Source organism: Cutibacterium sp. KB22876 (genome assembly GCF_059728865.1).
On the sequence record NZ_AP040858.1, the window covers coordinates 623,972 to 640,345 of the forward strand.

Genomic DNA, 16,374 nt, shown 5'->3' on the forward strand with positions numbered 1-16,374 from the left:
ATGGGGTCATGACTGGTTCAAGACATCTCGACACGTGGAGATGATCTCTTCTGCCAACGCGTCTTCGTTGATGCCGGAGATGAGTCCGAAAACCTGAATTACGGGCTTGTTCAACGGTTTCCCGTAACGGGTTGTCAGCATGATGACATCGACACCGTCCTGGAGAACTGGTAGCTGTCCCACCGTCCCTTTCGTGATCTTCGCGGGAATTTTGGCGTCCCGCAGGATCTCCTTGACCTTTTCCTGGGCAACGGTTGACGTGGCAATTCCTGAGCCACATGCGATGAGAACCTTGACTTCACTTGCCATGGTTGTCACTTATCCTTTCCATCGGGTACGAGGACCACCTTCAGGGCCTCGCCGGTACGGGTGAGTTCGATTGCGTCGTTGATGCTGCTCAGGGGCAAGACGTTGGTGATGACCTTTTCGGCAGGGAATTTGTCGTCAATGGCGAGTTCGAACGCCTTTTGGACCTGAGTACTCGTCGCTCCGTAGTGACCGTAGATCCACATGCCCTTGTAATGAACGGAGTTTGAATCAAGACTGACGCAAGTCCCCTTGGGGACACCACCGAAGAAGACAGCGGTTCCGCCAGGACGAGTCATAGCGACGGCTTGTTGTTGGCCGAGGGTAGTCGGATTCGCAGAGATGGCTTTGTCCGCACCCAATCCATGCGTGAGATCCCGGACGGCCTCGATCGGATCAACATCGCTGGAGTCGATGATCGTGTCGACTCCGAAATCAAGGCCACGAGTTAGACGGTTCTTGTTGATGTCGATCAGGATGATTCGCGATGCTCCGCGCAACTTGCTCAGAATGGACAGGAATATGCCGACGGGGCCAGCTCCCAAGATTGCAACGGTGTCCCCGAGCCTGACGTTGATGTTCTCCACACACGAATATGCCGACGACAGGGGCTCGGCCAAGCTGGCACGGACCGGAGAAATTCCCTCGGGTACCCGGAATGTGGCACCGCGTTCGACACGCCTGTTGGTGTATGAGATGTACTCCGCGAAACCACCGGGGCGATCCACATAGTGTTCGACGTCCGTGCACAGGTTGCTCAGCCCCGAGCGGCAGTACTCGCATTTTAGACAGTGTGCCTCGGGGTAGACGTAGATTCTGTCGCCGACCTCGTATTCGTCCACGCCGTCGGCAGTTTCGCACACTGTACCCACGACCTCGTGCCCATAGATGAAGGGGTAGTCGCCCTTCCTAGAGTCCGTCGTGAGGTTCCGGATGTCTGAACCACACAGTCCTACTGCATCGACCCTCAGAACGAACCCGCCGGGTGGGCACGTGGGTTTCGGCACCTGCTCGACGCGGATGTCGCCAGGTCCATACATCAGTGCAGCGTTCATCATCTCGGCCATTGAGTAACCTCCTGTCTTCGCCGCAGTGCGATGTGGTGGTGCCGTTTTCATCCTCGGCACGGGGTCAGCAATGACCCTTCCTGGACGACAATGATGGTTGAGGTTGACGAGCATTTCATGCCCCATCGGTTCCAGGAGCACGGGTCAGATTTGTTGCCGTTCAGCGGGAAACTTTTCATTGCCAGTGCCGCGGCAAAACTTGAATTTCACCGAGCGAGGATATTATGACATAATGTGTCTTTCCAGTGATGATACGTCGATGTCAGGTGTTTTCTGTTGATTCGTTTTTCACAGCGGCAGGCCTTGTTGCTGCAGCTGCTCAGCGAGGTCGATCACTCCATGAAAGGTACAGACCTCGCAGGGCTCCTTGGTGTCAGTACGAGGACGCTCAGATACGATATTGCGCGGATCAATGGTATTAGTCGAGAAAATATTATTGAATCAACGACGAACGGATATTCGGTGGAACGATCCGTGTACGCCGAGGTCGTTGCAAGGAACTCAGAGTTTTCAACTCAGCTCGAACACCACGAACGGATACTCCTGTATCTGCTCAGCACTTCCGACACCACGATCTATGACGTCATGCGTGATTGCTATCTCAGCGAGTCTGTCATAAAAGCGTCGCTGAAACGTTTGGAACCACAATTCGAAGACCATTCGTTGCACCTGTCAGTGAAGGGTTCGACGATTCATCTGGATGGTGACGAGGTTCATTTCCGTAATTTCTTGGGAAGCCTCGTGAATACGGCCATGGACGCTGTTGTTGGCCAGAATGACAGAGTGGCCAGGTATCTGCCAGATGTCAGACTGGGGGATATCGAGAACTTGGTCGTCGAAACATTGCGTGATCACTACTTGGAAATTGACGACATACGACTCAGCAACATGGTCGTGAACATCGCAATATGCGTACAACGGTACAATTTTCCGATCGAGGACGACGCGGCGACAGATCTGGTGATGAGTAACCAATCTGAGATGTTGTGCGATCAGTTTCTGGTTGGATTGCGGAAGTTGTACCCTGATCGGCCACTGTCATCCGCTGATGACGCCTACCTGAGGTCGATCATTGGTGCGACCCTCGGACTTGGTCATGGCGAACCTGATCATCACTCTGATTCCTGTGACACTTGCTTGACGGTGAGCAGGTGTCTGGATGACACGGTTGAACACTTCGGGTTGGTCATCGCGAAAGAGGAGCTGTACGGCAGTGTTTCGAAACATGTTGAACGACTCATGGCTCATGCTCCTTCAATGCCCTATTTTCGCAATACTCTGCGTGAGTCATTGAGATCACGGTCACCATTCCTCTATGACGCCGCCGTGTACTTGGCTGACAAGCTTTCGAGGCTGTTGGGAATTTTCTTCACGGATGACGAGATTGGACTTTTGGCTGTCTACATCGGACTTTATTCCGAACCTGCGCCGAATCCGAGTTTGGTTACGGCAGTGGTGGTCTGTCCGCGTTACCGGGCGCTCCGTGATCTTTTATTGGCCGGATTGGTCGACCATTTCGCGGATCGGATGAGAATTGTGGACATCGTTTCATCTGTCGCGGAAGCAGATACCTGTGATTGCGACATCGTGCTATCGACGACAGAGGAACCGTCGCACCGTCATACCTGTGTTCCCATTAGTGCGTTGATGTCGGATCTGGATCTGTCGGCGATCGATTCTGCACTCTTGAGGGCCAGTGAGAAGAAGTCGCGGGTTGCCACTGCCAGCGCAATGAAACGCTTTCTCGATCCCACATTATTTTTCACTGGGAGATCCTTCGATTCATGGCGTGAAACTCTCGACTTCATGTGTGAAGCAATGGAGAGAAATGGTATTGTTCCCGACGGCTTCAGGGAAAGTGTTTTTCTGAGAGAAGGGTACTCATCCACGGTCTTCTTCCGAAGGTTCGCGGTCCCACACGCGATGGACTTCCTGGCGTATGAGACCAAGATCGCGATCCTCATACCGTCAACTCCGATCGATTGGGAGACGTCGGATGTTAGTTTGGTTCTCCTGCTTGCTATTAATGAGGGGGACTATGATGATTTCGTGAGGTTCTATCAGCCGCTGATCCGTGTCCTTTACGATCAGGAATTGTTCACAGAATTACGGTCAATTTCGTCGTATCATGAATTCATGAAATTTCTTGACAAGCAAGTATCTATGTGACGCCTCTGGGTGAGTGACAAGGGTTGGGCGAGTACCGCCGAGGAAGAGGCAGCATTCGGAGTGCTACCCGAGGGGTCGAAGAAGGGGCGTCCTGGCCTGCACGGTCCTGACGGCCTCCCCCTCCACCTCTCCCAATTGGGAGTCGGTGTCATCTTCTTGCCGTGTTTCTTTGGCGCCGTCGCCTCAGCCTGAGCCGGCACGATCGTCACGCGGTGGAGAGCTTACGCACGATCCTTGGTGGAGCCGTGTTGATCTTCATAGGCCTACCAATGGTCATCAGCACTTACCTGTCGGTCACCCTCATCGGCGTGGTGATATTCACCTGCGGGCTCGTCATCGTGCACTCGGTGGCGTTCGGCTGGGTGGGCGCCTTGGCGCACGCTGATCGCGCTGAAGCTTCAATTATGTATGTGGCGTGTTGCTACCTGCGTCGGATACGTATCGGGCCTCGTATTTCATCACTTCGGGTGGTTCTTCCTGACGCTGTGGATGGAGGGAATATTCCTATTTTCGACAATCTTGGCTGCTATCGTCGCTGGGCAGTTGGCAATCACTGCGTTGGCTCTCATAGTGCCCTGACGTGCAGAATCCATAGGTAGGCGGAGCCTTATCCGGGCGTGCCAAGTATGTGAGAGACCGTCAAACTGTGATCGCATCCGAAAATTTAATGAACCCAGCAGAGGGAGAATCTGGGTATCGGGTTAGAAAACTCCCTCAATGACGATCTCGGTATGTGTGATGGATTCACCATGGTCGGATTCTTCGTTCGCCGGGGGTGGCGTGGATGTGTTGTGGTGGTTGTCTTTGGAAGAGGGGGATGAGGTCAAATAGTCAGCCTAGGGCTGTGATGTCGTCGGGCATGTGCCAGGTGTGGGTGAGGGGGAGATACCCACCGGCAGATATCGGTGCTGAGGGTCCATGTCATATCGATGTGTGTCGGGGTCTGGATTGAGGAGATCCCAGTAGTGGGGGTTGAAGTAGACGCATTCGACGTCGATGCTTTGGGGAGTGGATAACCCTATGAGCCGAAGGGCGTCGGCGAGGACGAGCATGGTTTTCATACCAGGTCTTCCGATGAGGTGACGTTCAGGATAGGAATCTAGGCACAGAGTGAGGTATTCCGTTTGACTTGTGTCGGATTCAGCTACCCTGATGGGTTCTTCTATGAGATATTCCCGATCTTCTAACTGGCGTTGGCAGAAGTATCCGGGGGATCGAGCTGATTCCATGAGGACTCGTAGTTAATCGGTGTCAGTGAATGCTCCGATGTTGTTGGGTGCGCGGTGGAGCGTTGTGCTGATGGCTACGTTGCCGATGATGCATGAGCGTTGTTCCTTTACCATGGTCGGAAGTTTAATATCAGGTCCTGTGAGTTGGGTCGATTGGGTGTGCCGATTGCGCCAATAATGTCCACGTCAACTTGGCCGTAAAACCATGCATGTGTTTGGTTGTTACAGGATACCGATCCTGCCAATATCTCCTCCAGTATCGACGATCGCTGGATTCTTCTTGTTTAGGAATCTTGTCCACTTGGATCCACTGTGGCCCCTTTTGACCCACAGATAAACCGTAACTCGGTCTTTTATTTCTTTGAAATCGCTATTTCTACCTTCCTGTCGCCCCAAATTCGAGTGCAAGATAAATATGCTCATCGCGGTGTTCGGCGGTACCGCTCCCTACATCATGTCGGCCTGGGCCAAGACTCCGAACAGGTTCGTCGTCTACGTCATCATCCTGTTGGTGATCTCGGCCCTGACAGTGCTCACCCTGCCCGAGACGAAGGGCAAGAACCCTGCACCACCATGAGCTCGCCTGATCAGCCGTCGGAATGGGCGAAGACACACTCGCTCGGGTTTTCCCGGGCGGGTGCGCCTTGTGGGACGAATGCGGGAAAGCTCCCGGCATCATTTACCATGCCCGCCATGACGCCACAGCGGCGTCAAGTTGGGAGAAACCGCATGATTCACGTGTCACAGCGGGTCAGACGTCTCATGAGTGTCATCGTGGCTGCCTTCGTGGGCCTGGTGACCCTTGTGGGCCCCGGAATGGCCCAGGCACATGCCGACGACTCCTCGTCGGTCAAGGGCAAGACCTTCATCATTGCCACTGACACCACCTTCGCACCGTTTGAGTACCGTGACGCCTCCGGTGAGATGGTCGGTATCGACATGGACCTCATCCATGAGATTGCGACCCGTGAGGGATTCAAGGTTGACATCAAGGCGATTGGCTTCGACGCCGCCCTCCAAGCGGTTCAGGCGAAACAGGCCGACGCTGTGCTCTCGGGAATGACGATCACCGACGAGCGCAAGAAGATCTTCGACTTCTCGGATCCGTACTTCCAGTCTGGCGTGCAGATGGCCGTCAAGAAGGATTCCGACATTTCCGGATACGAGGGCCTCAAGGGCAAGACCGTGGTCGGTAAGACCGGCGCCGAGGGCTTGGCCTACGCCAAGTCCATCTCGAAGAAGTACGGATTCACCGTCAAGGCCCTGGACAAGGCCGACACCATGTACTCCGAGGTGCAGACCGGTAATGCAGCGGCTGTCTTCGACGACTACCCGGTACTGGCCTACGGCATCGCCCAGGGCAATGGCCTCAAGACCGTCACGCCCAAGGTGGCTGGCGGGTCCTACGGTTTCGCGGTCCTCAAGGGCAACAATGCCGCCCTCAAAGATGCCTTCAACAAGGGGTTGGCAGACGTCAAGGCTGATGGCACCTACGACAAGATCGTCGACAAGTACCTCAAGGCCTCCGACTCCGAGGCCGATCAATCCTTCTGGCAACTCTTCGTGAGCAGCTTCCCCGCCCTCATGAAGGGCCTGGGAATGACCTTGGCCGCCACCGCGCTGAGCTTGCTGTTCGCGTCGATCCTTGGCGTCATCTTCGGGTTCTGCAAGGTGTCCGGCATCGGGATTCTCAAGGCCATCGCGGCCATCTACGTCGACATCTTCCGAGGGACACCGTTGTTGGTCCAGGCCTTCTTCTTCTACTTCGGTCTACCTACGGTGACCGGGATCAAGATCGGCGTGCTGACGGCCGGCGTCCTGACCCTGTCCCTCAACGCTGGTGCCTACATGACCGAGATCGTTCGCGGCGGCATCCAGTCCGTTGATCCTGGGCAGATGGAGGCATCCCGGTCCCTGGGCCTGAACTGGATGCAGTCGATGCGCAAGGTCATCGTTCCGCAGGCGGTCAAGATCAGCACCCCGGCCGTCATCAACCAGTTCGTCATCAGCCTCAAGGACACCTCCCTGCTGGCTGTCATTGGATTCGCCGAGCTCACGTATCAGGGTCAGCAGATCATCGCCCGGAACTTCCGGTCCTTCGACATCTGGCTGATGGTCGGCATCATCTACTTCATCGTTATCTTCGCCCTGACGAAGCTGTCGAACTTCGTCGACAGAAAGGTGAACAAGTGACCACCGCAACTGCCTATGACGGCCCCATGATCGAGGTCATCGACCTGCGCAAGTCCTTCGGGGAGCTGGAGGTGCTCAAGGGCATCTCCGCCTCCATCACCAAGGGTGAGGTGCTGTCCATCATCGGCCCCTCCGGGTCCGGAAAGTCAACCTTCCTGCGCTGCCTTAACCTGCTGGAGGAGGTGACGAGCGGCACCGTCAAGGTCGAGGGACAGGACCTCACCGCCAAGGACACCGACATCAACAAGGTGCGTCAGAAGGTGGGAATGGTCTTCCAGCACTTCAACCTGTTCCCGAACATGACCGTCGCCGAGAACATCATGCTGGCCCCGGTGCAGCTCAAGAAGACCAACAAGAAAGAGGCTGCTGAGCGCGCCCATCGGATGCTGGAGCGGGTGCACATGGCCGACAAGGCCGACGCCCGGCCCTCTCAGCTATCGGGTGGTCAGAAGCAGCGCGTTGCGATTGCGCGTGCCCTGGCCATGGATCCCGACGTCATGCTCTTTGATGAGCCGACGTCGGCCCTTGACCCGGAGATGGTCGGTGAGGTCCTGGACGTCATGAGGGACCTTGCCGTGGGAGGTATGACGATGATCGTCGTCACCCACGAGATGGGATTCGCTCGTGAGGTGGCTGATCGGCTGATGTTCATGTCTGACGGGTACCTAGTGGAGGAAGGAGATCCCGTCGAGGTGCTCTCTAACCCGCAGAATGAAAGAACGAAGAACTTCCTTTCGAAAGTTCTTTGAGGCTAAACAGATGGTGGCGGCGTCCGTGGGGCGCCGCCACTTGTCGTCTCATGCCGCCGTGTGGCGAATGGGGTTGTGATCGTCGGTGCTGCCATCGCCGGTGGTTGCTGACGAAGGTGGAAACCGAAAATCCACTACCGTCATTGGTGACGGCGCGTTCAAGTCGGTTGTGGTGTTGCGCGGTGAATCAGTCGGCAATGTGGATGCTGGTTCCAGCCTGCCGGAAGGTCTCCACTGTTGTGTCGGGTGCCTCGGATGTCGTGACGAGATCATCAACATCCTCGATGTTCCCGAACCGGAAACTGGAGGTGCGGGTGAGTTTCTCGCCCGTGGCAGCAAGGGTCACGCGAGACGAGGTTGCGAGGATGGAGCGTTTGATCTGAGCGTCCTCATAGGTGGTGACAGTCAAGCCATGGGCTGCAGCGGCTGCACAGGTACCCACGATTGCCATGTCAGCTCGGAAATCGTGAAGGGCTTGTAGGCAGGCGGTAGCTTCGTAGCGAAAGGTTTCGGGCATGACGGTTCCGCCAGGGGTGACGACGGTGGCGGTTCCAGCATCAGCTAGCGGCAATGCTGAACGAAGAGACAGACACAATGCAGTAATGGGGCGATTACGTAAGGCTTCAGCGATGATCGCCATTGTTGAACCGTTGTCGAGGATGATCGCCATATCGTCCACGACCAGGTCATTGATCACTTTGGCGATCGCAACTTTGGCATCTGCATTTTCGGCTGCGCGCAGATGATATGGAAGTGGAGCCCCACGAAGATTTACCGATACAGCGCCACCATGCACTTTGCGCAGTTGGCCGTGCCCTTCTAGATCCGTCAGGTCACGGCGGATCGTTGCGGGAGAAGCTCCCGTGAGGTCGACCAGGGAGTCCACGGAGATTGGAGCTGGTCCCAACGCCCGGATGATCATTCGTTGACGAAGTAATCGTTGCACATGATGATTTCATCATGAATGCTGGTGACATGAGTCATCTAAGGCAGCCCATTTTGGCCGGTGTCGGCGCGATCTTGTTCGACGCTCGTCTCTCAGTTGCTGGATTTAACCCACCTAAGTTGGTCACTCTTGGAAATGTGCCGTTCGGTAAACCGGCACCCAATGGTTACCTTCGGGCTGCACGAGCGTGCGGCGTCAACCTGCTGAGGCCGTGGCGATGGACTGCTCTTGCGGCCGCACGAGCCGCCGGGGTTGTCGTCGTAGCGGTGGGCGGACGCACCGTGCTGACATAGTGTGCATCAGCCTTTGTGACGTACATCGGGTACTTGCTCATACATTTCGCCTACACTCCCCCAGATCGGCATCCCACGATGGATAGTGAAACCCTTCAGTCTTTTGGTGAACGCGCTGTACTAGCAGGAGAACACACGTGTGAACCTCCTCCGCGCGATGGCGCGCCTCGATGGCCCCTCAGCATTGTCATGATGCCCCCGCCAGATGCGGCAGAGACTGTGAGCGCTCTCACGCGAACCGCCATGGAGCTTGCCGGGTCACATCACCTGCGCAGTGGAGACGCTGGCTATGCCCACATTACTGTTCGAGCATTGGAGAACAGGCGTCGAGTGGCGTCGGATGACCCCTTCGCAATCCGTTGTGCTGCTGCTTTAGATCGCGCCTGCTCCAAGTATCCGCCGCTCTCAATGCGTTTGGGGCGAGTTGTCGTGACTCCTGGTGGCGTCCTCGCAACCTTGAGCCCTACGAGTCTTGATGCCGATCGCTTCCGGGGTTACGCAATCGGGGAAGAACTTGGCGTAGATGCTTTCAGAGAAGGTGTCGTCAGTAGTCGAGATCTCTGGTATGTGTCATTGCTACACTTCCGCGGGCGTATTAACCGTCCTGATGAACTTGTGGCGTGGACGCGGCACCGGCTAGCGCCTGCCGTCTGGACTTTCCATACTGCCAGCATATGTACGTACCACGTTACCGAGACTGCAATGCGACCTAACATAATTCATACAACTTCTTTCGCCCATGCATCATAAGCATCTCTTAAAGACGTAAATAAAAACTCCCCAAAATGTAACAGAAAACCCATAATGCTTAGCGAATTCTTGATGATTTCTATAGGGAATAGAGTGAGAATCACTGCAGATCTTGATCGAGGATAGGTTGTCCCTGTCCTCTGAAACGGTGCTGATTCGTGGCGACACTCTGGTCAGATTGGACGTCTTGATGAACTTACTGAGGCACGAGCTGATCTCGGCTTTGGTTTCGCGGTGAGTCGATAAGTCAACAAATGGCAGCATACCCCGGCTTGTGAGTCGCGTAATCGTCTTTACTGGCGAGTTCCTCGAGCTCCATATGGCTTCAGGGGGCTATTGGATGGATGAGTAGATAAGTTGGAAAAGAGTTTCCCTTTCGTGACGCGGAGTCGGTTATTCTTCGAAGCTTCCGGGAATGGTGCGCGCGCCTGGGGTGAGGGATCCTGATTGTCGTAGGCGTGTGAGAGAGTTCCGACAACATCGATTGGAGGATGACATGGCCAAGGATGTGACCCGACGCGACGTCGTGCGAGGGCTTCCCCTTTACCAGCAGGGCATCATTCCCGGTTCGGACGCTGTGAAGTTGTCGTCCAACGAGAACCCCTTTGGGCCGTTGCCGAGTGTCTATGAGGCCGTTTCTCGGACCTTGTCGGGGTTTAATCGATACCCGTCGATGGGTGCTGAAGAGGTGCGCGCTGCTATCGCAGACCATTTCGGCGTCGACATGCGTCAAGTCGCTGTGGGGGCAGGCTCCACTGAGGTCGCCGGACAGCTCATGCATGCCCGGGCGAGTGACGGTGACGAGATTATTTTCCCGTGGCGGTCTTTCGAGGCGTACCCGATTCTCACTCAGGTCGCCGGAGCCACACCTGTTCCAGTCCCATTAACCCCCGATTTGAGCCACGACCTTGACGCTATGGTCGCCGCGATCACCGAGCGCACCCGCGTGATTTTCCTGTGTACCAACAATCCCACCGGAACCGTCCTCCACATGGACGAGGTGAAACAGTTCCTCACGCAGGTGCCTGAAGATGTGGTCGTCGTCATGGATGAGGCCTATCGCCATTTCAACCGTGACGACGCCGCCGTTGATGGGTTTGCCCTTCTTGATGACTACCCCAATGTCGTCGTACTGCGCACCTTCTCTAAGGCCTACGGGCTGGCTGGGCTGCGTATCGGATTTGCCATCGCTAGCACCGACATTACTGACGACCTGCGTCGCGTCGCCACCCCGTTTACGGTGACCTCGCTAGCTGTACTTCCCCGTGACGTTGTGAACGCGGGCTGAGGGAGTCTGGCCGCCGATCCCGGTGTGGGGTCTGTGGTGATTGTAGTGATGGAGCCAGGTCTCGTAGGCTGCGGCGCGCTCGGCTTCGCTGGCGTAGGGCTTCGCGTAGGCCCACTCGATGGCGAGGGTTCGGTTGAACCGCTCGACCTTGCCGTTGGTCTGCGGCCGGTATGGCCGGGTCCACTTGTGCTTCACCTCGTCGCCGAGCGCGTCAGCGAAGGCGCCTGACCGGTAGCAGGAACCGTTGTCGGTCATCACCGCGGTGACTGTGATGCCCAGGCCTGCGAAGAACGCGTTCGCGCGGGTCCAGAACCCCGCTGCGGTCTCTTTGCGCTCGTCGTCAAGGATCTGTGAGTACGCGATCCGGGAGTGGTCGTCCACGGCGTGGTGCAGATACCGGTAGCCGCGAGAGTCGGCTGCCCCGGCACGGGCTGCCTTGTCGCGGGCCACTCCCGCGTGACGGTCCTGCATGGATCCGCGACCGTGGGCACGCCACCCGCCGCCGTCGGGGATCCGGCCTTGTTTCTTGATATCTACGTGCACGAGCTGGCCCGGCGCGGCGACCTCGTACCGTTTCGGCTTCGGACGGCGAACCGGCAGCCCGGTGGCCTGGTCGATGTTGATCAGCTTCGGCATCTTGTATCGGGCGAGCACCCGACCGACCGTGGAACGGTGCAACCGCAGGTGATACGCGATCCGGTGCGGACCCCACCGGCCAGTGAACCGCAACGCGACGATCCGATGCTCCGTCTTACGCGAAAGCCGGTTCGGTGACGAGGTGGGCCTCGAACTACGGTCGATCAACGGCAGCCCTGCCCGGTACCTGTCGGCCCACCGCTTCACCGTCGCGGGCGAGCACTGGAACCGTTCCGCCGCCCGCCGCAACGACCAGCCCTGTTCCACGACGAGAACAGCAAGACGACGACGCCCTTCCGGTGTCAAGGGTGCGTTAGCGTGAGTCACGAAGACCTCCGTGGTCAGGAGAGTGAGTGTGGTAACCCACATCCTGCCCGGAGGTCTTCGCTACCTCACCCGTTCACAACCTCCCGGGGAAGTACAGCTAGCCCAACAGGCCGCCATTGCGTCCCTAGCCGCTCAATAAGAGGGTCCAGCAGATCGTGACTGAGCGCACCAGGATCTTCGCTGAACTTACCCGTCAAGGGTGGCCAGTCCGGCCCTCCCAGGCGAACTTCTTCTGGCTTGCCACCGGCGACGATACCGAGCGGATCGACGGAGTGTTGACGTCCCGGGGTGTCTTCGCGCGGTGTTGGAGTGGCGAGGGTATTCGTCTGTCGATCGGGTCTCCCATGGAGAATGATCGAGCGATCGAGGCACTCTCGCAGGCGATCGCCGAGGTTTAGACGCCCAGGAAGTCTCGCCACCGGGGCAGCTCAGCTGTGATGGGTTCACCATGGTCGGATTTTTTGTTTTCCTGGGGTTGCGTGGATGTGTTGTGGTGGTTGGCCTTGGAGGAGGGTGATGAGGTCAAATAGCCAGCCTAGGGCTGCGATGTCGTCAGGCATGTGCCAGGTGAGGGTTTCTTGGTGGGCTTGGGGTGTGTGTCCTAGCCAGGGGTATTCGAAGTCTGGTGGGAACCAGCGGTTGATGGTGTTTTGTGTGAGTTGAGGGTCGAGGTTGGGGTTTGTGGTGGTGGCGTGCCAGGTGTGGGTGAGGTGGGGAGACATCCACCGGCAGATCTCGTTGCTGAGGGTCCCGATCATGTGCATGTGGTCATCGGGGTCTGGGTTGAGGAGGTCCCAGTCGTGGGGGTTGAAATAGACGCATTCGACGTCGATGCTTTGGGGGGTGGATAACCCTATGAGTCGGAGGGCGTCGGCGAGGACGAGCATGATTTTTATGCCGGGTCGTCCGATGATGTGGTGTTCAGGGTGGCAGTCTAGGCGTAGGGTGAGGTATTCGGGTTGGCTGGTGTCGGATACGACTACTCCGATGGGTTCTTCTATGAGGTATTCCCGGTTTTCTAGTGGGGGTGGGCTGAAGTAGCCGTGGGATCGGGCTGATTCCATGAGGATGCGTAGCTCATCGGTGTCGGTGAATGCTCCGATGTCATTGGGTGCGAGGTGGAGCGTGGTGCTGATGGCTACGTTGCCGATGATGCATGAGGGTTGTTCTTTTACCATGGTCGGCAGTTTAATTTCACGTCTTGTGAGTTGGGTCGGTTGGGTGTGTCGATGGCGCCAATAATTTCTACATCGACCTGACCATGATACCATGTAGGTGTGTGGCTGCGACAGGATACTGATCCTGAGGCTCGTCTGCCGCTGCCTCCACCGGCATAGACAGTCACCGGATTCTTCTTGCTAGGAATCTTGTTCACTTGGACCCACTGTGACCCCTTTTTTGCCCACAGGTAAACCGTAACTCGGGCCTTCATTCCGCTGAAGTTGCCATGATCATCTAGCCACCATCCATGGACATTGACACTTCCAGCATGACTGGATGAATAGTGAGGATTGTCTATTTTCGATATGAAGGGAGCGGCTTTGGATGCGACTTTGGCGGAACCCTGTTCGGGTCTCAAGTCACTGTTGCCACTAGCAGTGGGGATGGAGATGTGGTTGGGGGAGGCGGATGCGGTAGCAGGCACTGCTAAGGCAAGCGTCAGTGCCAGCAGGGCTGCAGCGGATTTTTGATACATAAGCAACTTATCTCACCCGCGGGAGTCGGACGAAGGATCGGGGCCAAGTAAAGCGTGGCTGGTCTGTGCCAGATGTGGTAGAGCATCGCGACAGCGATTGTCGTAGGCGTGTGAGAGAGTTCCGACAACATCGATTGGAGGATGACATGGCCAAGGATGTGACCCGACGCGACGTCGTGCGAGGGCTTCCCCTTTACCAGCAGGGCATCATTCCCGGTTCGGACGCTGTGAAGTTGTCGTCCAACGAGAACCCCTTTGGACCGTTGCCGAGCGTCGTCGAGGCCGTCACTCGGATGCTCGCCGGGTTCAACCGTTACCCGTCGATAAGCGCTGAGGAGGTGCGCTCGGCCATCGCCGAGCACGTCGGCGTCGACATGCGCCAGGTGGCACTCGGGGCCGGGTCGACCGAGGTCGCCAGCCAACTCATGCATGCCTTGACCAGCACCGGTGACGAGATCATCTTCCCCTGGCGTTCCTTCGAGGCCTACCCGATCCTGACTCAAGTCGCCGGGGCCACTCCGGTCCCAGTGCCGTTGACGGAGGATCTGCGTCACGACCTCGACGCGATGTCCGCCGCGATCACCGACCGCACCCGGCTCATCTTCCTGTGCACCCCCAACAACCCGACCGGGACGGCCCTGCACACCGACGAGGTGGAGGAGTTTCTGGTCAAGGTGCCCGAGGAGGTCGTCGTTGTCATTGATGAGGCTTACTGCCACTTCAACAAGGAGGAAGGTGCCGTCGACGGGATCGGCCTTCTCGAGCACCACCCGAACGTCGTCGTGCTGCGGACCTTCTCCAAGGCCTACGGACTGGCGGGCCTGCGCATTGGTTTCGCCATCTCCAGTCCCGAGATCAGCGAAGACCTGCGTCGCGTCGCCACCCCGTTCACGGTGACTTCTCTCGCTCAGCAAGCTGCGGTCGCGTCGCTGGCCGTCGAGGACCAGCTCGACGAGAGGATCCAGCAGATCATCGCCGAACGCACCAGGGTTTTCGATGCGCTGGTCGAGCAGGGGTGGAGGATCAGCCCCTCCCACGCGAACTTCCTGTGGCTGGCAACAGGGGACGACACCGACCGGATTGACGAGGCTCTGATGTCCCGGGGTGTCTACGCCCGGTGCTGGAGTGGCGAGGGAATTCGCTTGTCGATCGGGTTGCCCGAGGAGAATGATCGAGCGATCGACGCGCTGGCTGCTGCGGTCAGGGGCTGAGTTTCAGATCCCCAGGAAGTCCCGCCATTTCGGTAGCTCGGCGTTGACCTGCGCCATTCCGAGGGCATAGGCCTGACGCAGCTTCGTGACGTCCTTCTCCTTGTTGGTGACTGGCATGACTCGCGGGTAGAAGACGTATGCTTTCCCGTCTGTCTCAAGGTCACGCAGCATCTCCCGGGTGGCGTTGTACTTGGCCGGCCGGGAGATGATGGCTTCGGCGACAGCAGGACGGCGCCGGAAGAGCTTATGGATTGCTCGGGGACGTTTGATCTCGCTCTTCACGTAGTCGCGTGTTCGGGTGCAGACGACGAAGAACCGGTCATAGCCGTCGAGTTGGGCGGCGTCGATCGGGATACCACCCGCGTCACCGATGGCACCGTCGACGTACTCGACGCCGTCAATGGTCACCGGGGGCATGAACCCGGGCATCGTTGAGGACGCCCGTACCCGCACCATGAGGTCATCTAGTGTTGTGATGTCCTTGCGGGTGAACCATTCCGGCTTGCCGTCGCTGGTACGAGTGGCGCCAATACGTAAGGCTTGGCGTGAGGCGCAGAAGGTATCGAAGTCGAACGGGAGGGCCTGGTGGGGCCCGGCGGTGCGCTGGTAGATGTACTCGGCGTGGAAGTATCCACGTCCCGCTAACCAGGTACCGACATTTCCGAATCGCGGGTCCGCGGCGAAGTCAGTGAAGCTCAGGCGAGTTCGTTCGGGATCGCGGGAGATGTAGTTCGCGGTGAGACTGGAGCCAGCGGAGATGCCGGAGACTTGCGGGAACTCCCACCCCAGTGCAAGCAGCTTAACGACGACGGCGCTGGTATAGGCGGCGCGCATGCCACCTCCCTCTAGGACTAGAGCTGTACCGTTAATAGGAGTCGTCATAGGTTCCAGCCTGCCACGTCGAGAGTTGTCAAGGGCAGGCAAAATGGAGACGTGACCCCACCACGCGACATTTCTCCTTGCGACCATCTTGAACAGGGAGGGAAGGTCGGCATCCGCCCCCTCGTCGAGGACGACCTGGAATGGCTGTGGCATTGGAACGTCGAGGTGGTCGCTCCGGAGTGGAAACAGTGGGACGGCCCCTACTTTGGCTCCGACGATGATTGCAGCTTCGCGGAGTTTGCTGAGGAGTGGCGTCTGGGGCTGATGAGCGGTCACCGCGCCGTCGTTACCGTCGGCGGAGACCGTGTCGGATTCGTCTCCCGGTTCGAGGAGCCACCGGCTGGCGGAGGCTGGTGGGAGGTTGGGATCGTCTTGTTTAGACCGACCATCTGGGGGGTATGGCGTGGGGCGTCAAGCCTTGCGTTTGTGGACTGAATCGACCTTCTCGACCACTGATGCTCACGTCGTGACGCTGACGACGTGGAGCGGCAATGGCAGAATGATTCATTGTGCCAATGCTGTGGGATATCGAGAATGTGGCAGGATACCGCAGGCACGATCGTGGCAGGGGAGTCGCTGGGACTCGGTGACGATGGCCTTGCTACGCGATGACTTGTGATGGAGGTGAGTGG

The 16,374-nt window shown here is 57.6% G+C and carries 13 protein-coding genes and 5 pseudogenes; 9 read left to right on the plus strand and 9 right to left on the minus strand.

Annotation, left to right across the window (positions count from 1 at the left end):
• Positions 1–6: 6 nt before the first annotated feature.
• Positions 7–309, minus strand: coding sequence for a PTS sugar transporter subunit IIB (locus AC6I1W_RS02850; RefSeq protein ID WP_016666614.1), 303 nt, complete (start codon positions 307–309; stop codon positions 7–9).
• Between the two features lie 5 nt (positions 310–314).
• Positions 315–1,373, minus strand: a complete 1,059-nt coding sequence (locus AC6I1W_RS02855; protein WP_081302589.1) for an alcohol dehydrogenase catalytic domain-containing protein — start codon at positions 1,371–1,373, stop codon at positions 315–317.
• 276 nt (positions 1,374–1,649) lie between these two features.
• Between AC6I1W_RS02855 and AC6I1W_RS02860 the strand changes: the two genes are divergently transcribed.
• Complete coding sequence (locus AC6I1W_RS02860; protein WP_284950505.1) at positions 1,650–3,542, plus strand: BglG family transcription antiterminator; 1,893 nt, start codon at positions 1,650–1,652, stop codon at positions 3,540–3,542.
• 9 nt (positions 3,543–3,551) lie between these two features.
• Positions 3,552–3,734 (plus strand): hypothetical protein, encoded by a 183-nt coding sequence (locus AC6I1W_RS02865; RefSeq protein ID WP_036975625.1) that lies wholly within the window; start codon positions 3,552–3,554, stop codon positions 3,732–3,734.
• A 552-nt stretch (positions 3,735–4,286) separates the two neighbouring features.
• On the opposite strand, the pseudogene AC6I1W_RS02870 reads toward AC6I1W_RS02865, so the two are convergent.
• Both AC6I1W_RS02870 and AC6I1W_RS02875 read right to left on the minus strand, forming a co-directional pair.
• Positions 4,287–4,885 (minus strand): annotated as a pseudogene (locus tag AC6I1W_RS02870) (hypothetical protein).
• Positions 4,879–5,143, minus strand: a pseudogene (locus AC6I1W_RS02875) (hypothetical protein); the annotation flags it as partial. The pseudogenes AC6I1W_RS02875 and AC6I1W_RS02870, both read right to left, overlap by 7 nt.
• 43 nt (positions 5,144–5,186) lie before the next feature.
• Here AC6I1W_RS02875 and AC6I1W_RS02880 point away from each other — a divergent pair.
• The 3 genes from AC6I1W_RS02880 (at position 5,187) to AC6I1W_RS02890 (ending at position 7,713) form a co-directional block, all read left to right on the plus strand.
• Positions 5,187–5,348, plus strand: coding sequence for a hypothetical protein (locus AC6I1W_RS02880; protein WP_179856529.1), 162 nt, complete (start codon positions 5,187–5,189; stop codon positions 5,346–5,348).
• A gap of 152 nt (positions 5,349–5,500) precedes the next feature.
• A complete protein-coding gene (locus AC6I1W_RS02885; protein ID WP_023032176.1) occupies positions 5,501–6,964 on the plus strand; it encodes an amino acid ABC transporter substrate-binding protein/permease in 1,464 nt (487 codons plus the stop codon).
• The gene (locus AC6I1W_RS02890) at positions 6,961–7,713 is read left to right on the plus strand and encodes an amino acid ABC transporter ATP-binding protein (RefSeq protein WP_416241594.1); all 753 of its coding nucleotides are present in this window, start codon (positions 6,961–6,963) and stop codon (positions 7,711–7,713) included. The genes AC6I1W_RS02885 and AC6I1W_RS02890 overlap by 4 nt, the downstream gene beginning before the upstream one ends.
• 187 nt (positions 7,714–7,900) lie before the next feature.
• On the opposite strand, the gene AC6I1W_RS02895 is transcribed toward AC6I1W_RS02890, so the two are convergent.
• Positions 7,901–8,659 (minus strand): DeoR/GlpR family DNA-binding transcription regulator, encoded by a 759-nt coding sequence (locus tag AC6I1W_RS02895; protein WP_036975628.1) that lies wholly within the window; start codon positions 8,657–8,659, stop codon positions 7,901–7,903.
• Positions 8,660–10,198: 1,539 nt separating this feature from the next.
• On the opposite strand from AC6I1W_RS02895, the pseudogene AC6I1W_RS02900 reads away from it, so the two are divergent.
• Positions 10,199–10,957 (plus strand): annotated as a pseudogene (locus AC6I1W_RS02900) (histidinol-phosphate transaminase); the annotation flags it as partial.
• Here the strand turns inward: AC6I1W_RS02900 and AC6I1W_RS02905 are convergent.
• Positions 10,952–11,953, minus strand: coding sequence for an IS481 family transposase (locus AC6I1W_RS02905; RefSeq protein WP_270236552.1), 1,002 nt, complete (start codon positions 11,951–11,953; stop codon positions 10,952–10,954). The pseudogene AC6I1W_RS02900 and the gene AC6I1W_RS02905 overlap by 6 nt on opposite strands.
• 97 nt (positions 11,954–12,050) lie before the next feature.
• Here AC6I1W_RS02905 and AC6I1W_RS02910 point away from each other — a divergent pair.
• Positions 12,051–12,351: pseudogene (locus AC6I1W_RS02910) on the plus strand (aminotransferase class I/II-fold pyridoxal phosphate-dependent enzyme); the annotation flags it as partial.
• Positions 12,352–12,396: 45 nt separating this feature from the next.
• Here the strand turns inward: AC6I1W_RS02910 and AC6I1W_RS02915 are convergent.
• Positions 12,397–13,131 carry a hypothetical protein gene (locus AC6I1W_RS02915; RefSeq protein ID WP_063279444.1) on the minus strand — a complete coding sequence of 245 codons (735 nt, stop codon included), beginning with the start codon at positions 13,129–13,131 and terminating at the stop codon, positions 12,397–12,399.
• The gene (locus AC6I1W_RS02920; protein WP_270236598.1) at positions 13,125–13,598 is read right to left on the minus strand and encodes a hypothetical protein; all 474 of its coding nucleotides are present in this window, start codon (positions 13,596–13,598) and stop codon (positions 13,125–13,127) included. The genes AC6I1W_RS02915 and AC6I1W_RS02920 overlap by 7 nt, the downstream gene beginning before the upstream one ends.
• A 197-nt stretch (positions 13,599–13,795) precedes the next feature.
• Between AC6I1W_RS02920 and hisC the strand changes: the two genes are divergently transcribed.
• The gene (hisC, locus tag AC6I1W_RS02925) at positions 13,796–14,860 is read left to right on the plus strand and encodes a histidinol-phosphate transaminase (protein WP_270595756.1); all 1,065 of its coding nucleotides are present in this window, start codon (positions 13,796–13,798) and stop codon (positions 14,858–14,860) included.
• Between the two features lie 3 nt (positions 14,861–14,863).
• Here hisC and AC6I1W_RS02930 read toward each other — a convergent pair whose 3' ends face one another.
• Entirely contained in the window at positions 14,864–15,742 is an 879-nt protein-coding gene (locus AC6I1W_RS02930) for a patatin-like phospholipase family protein (RefSeq protein WP_065672933.1), read from the minus strand.
• Between the two features lie 51 nt (positions 15,743–15,793).
• Between AC6I1W_RS02930 and AC6I1W_RS02935 the strand changes: the two are divergent.
• Positions 15,794–16,361: pseudogene (locus AC6I1W_RS02935) on the plus strand (GNAT family N-acetyltransferase).
• The last annotated feature ends 13 nt before the right edge of the window (positions 16,362–16,374 follow it).